This window comes from Phenylobacterium sp. (assembly GCF_030654915.1).
Lineage (GTDB): Bacteria > Pseudomonadota > Alphaproteobacteria > Caulobacterales > Caulobacteraceae > Phenylobacterium.
In genome coordinates this window covers 1-1,859 of the sequence record NZ_JAURWM010000248.1, presented here as the reverse complement: position 1 = coordinate 1,859, position 1,859 = coordinate 1, and the positions used below count along the sequence as shown (strand labels likewise).

General features: G+C 67.1%; 2 protein-coding genes and 1 pseudogene. 2 read left to right on the top strand and 1 reads right to left on the bottom strand.

Annotated features, from left to right (window positions below):
* Nucleotides 1–479 (top strand): hypothetical protein (locus Q7T84_RS12790; protein WP_304809458.1); only part of this gene is annotated, 479 nt, incomplete at its 5' end.
* Nucleotides 476–1,186 (top strand): NADPH-dependent FMN reductase, encoded by a 711-nt coding sequence (locus tag Q7T84_RS12785; protein ID WP_304809456.1) that lies wholly within the window; start codon nucleotides 476–478, stop codon nucleotides 1,184–1,186. The genes Q7T84_RS12790 and Q7T84_RS12785, both read left to right, overlap by 4 nt.
* Before the next feature lie 430 nt (nucleotides 1,187–1,616).
* Here Q7T84_RS12785 and Q7T84_RS12780 read toward each other — a convergent pair.
* Nucleotides 1,617–1,859 (bottom strand): annotated as a pseudogene (locus Q7T84_RS12780) (IS91 family transposase); the annotation flags it as partial.

Below are 1,859 nucleotides of genomic sequence, written 5' to 3'. Positions count from 1 at the left end.
ACCCCCGCACGCTCGCGGAGATCGTCACCTTCGGCGCCATCGCCGCGGGCGCTCTGGGCGCCTGGCTTGGCGGGGTCTGCGCCGACCGATGGGGGCGTACGACCGTGACAATCGGTTCGATGGCCGCGAGCGGGGCGTGTGCGGCTGCTATGGGCTGGCTGCTGGGCGCGCCGCCATGGATCGTCATCGTCGTCGCCGTGGTCTGGGGTATCACCATCATCGCTGACTCCGCGCAGTTCTCAGCGAGCATCGCCGAGCTCAGCGAGCCGGATTCTGTCGGCACGATGCTAACGCTGCAGACCTGCGGCGGCTTTCTCCTCACCCTGGTGAGCATCCAGTTGGTGGCCCCGGTTTCCTCCGCGTTCGGATGGCCTGGCGCCTTCACCATGCTCGCGCTCGGCCCGGCGCTGGGCTGCCTGGCGATGGCGCGGCTGCGCCAACATCCCGACGCTCTGCGCCTCGCCGGCGGCCGACGATGACGTCCGATCCTTCGACGTTCTTCAGCTTGATTGACCAAAATGGCAGGGACCAGAATATGACCACTCGTCACCTCGTCGAGGACCAGCCGCCCGTTGATCGTTCTCCACCTTGGGGTTGTCCAAAGGTCCTGGGCATCGGCGGCACCACGCGTGCCGGGTCGACGACCGAGCAAGCCCTGGTTATCGCGTTGCAAGCAGCTGAGGTCGCGGGCGCAGAGGTTCAGCTGCTAGGCGGCGACTTCTTGGCGAAGCTCCCAATTTTCGACCCGCGGCCGGGCGGACCGACGTCGGAACAGCGCGAGCTCGTTGAAGCGATCGCTCAAGCAGACGGGATCATCATCGCGACGCCGGGCTATCACGGCTCGATATCGGGGGTGATCAAGAACGCCCTCGATTCTCTGGATCTCGGCCGAGACGACCAGGGTCTTTATCTGTCGAACAAGCCTGTCGGTGTGATCGTGACCGCTGGCGGCTCGCAGGCTGGCGGGACCAGTCTGATGACACTCCGCGCGATTGTTCACGCTCTTCGAGGCTGGCCCACGCCTTTCGGCGCTACGCTTAACGCCGGCGCGCCATTGTTCGACGGTGGCGGCTCCTGTCTCAACCCCAAGGACACGCTGCAGCTCAAGACAGTCGCCGAGCAGGTCGTGGAATTCGCCCACATGAAGTCCGCGCTGGCGACAGCCAAGCTAAGCTTTGCGAACTAACTGCTTTCGAGAAGCGAACCCTGGCGAAATGATGCCTACGGTCCGATATGCGGAGGGAAGTATACTTCTGCTTTTGTTGAGGGTTTCGGATGCCGGCCCCTGCGCGTGAGATAGGGTCGGCTGTGGGGCCGGCGTTCGAAGGCCTTCAGGGGAGGAAGCCGCGGTCAGCCGGCAGGGGGCTGGAGATACAGGCCACGGCTATGGGGATTTCGGCTGGCGCGGGGGCTGGGGCGTATGGCGCCTGGGCCGTTATGATGATCGCCAGCGGCAGCCGTTGAGGCCTGGGACGGTCGTGGCGTGGGTTGAGCCGAGCGCCGGGGCGCAGACGCGGCAGGTCTGGCGATGATCGGTGGCGAGGAGCGCAGCAGGTCCGGCGCCGTGGCCAAGGACGGACGGCGGCGTCGAGCTTGGCGCATCGGGGCCATGGCGCTCATGAGCTGTCCATCCAGAGGCGGAAGGTGGCGGCGGCTTGCGGGGTGCGCCCGCGTTCGAAGACCTCGATGATCCGCATGCGCCCGCCGCAGCCGGGGCAGGTCGGGGGCTCGGGCTCGGCCGGTTCGCGCTCGGCCTCGGGCGGTGCGACGGCCTCGCCCGTCTGGGCGGTGATCAGGGCGCGGACCTGGCTGAGGTCCGGGGCGCTGGGCCCCTTGGCCAGCAGACCGTAGTGGCGGAT

Bases quoted from the DNA above. Each gene is read 5' to 3' on its own strand.
- Q7T84_RS12785 (WP_304809456.1), top strand. From the start codon at position 476: ATGACGTCCGATCCTTCGACGTTCTTCAGCTTGATTGACCAAAATGGC.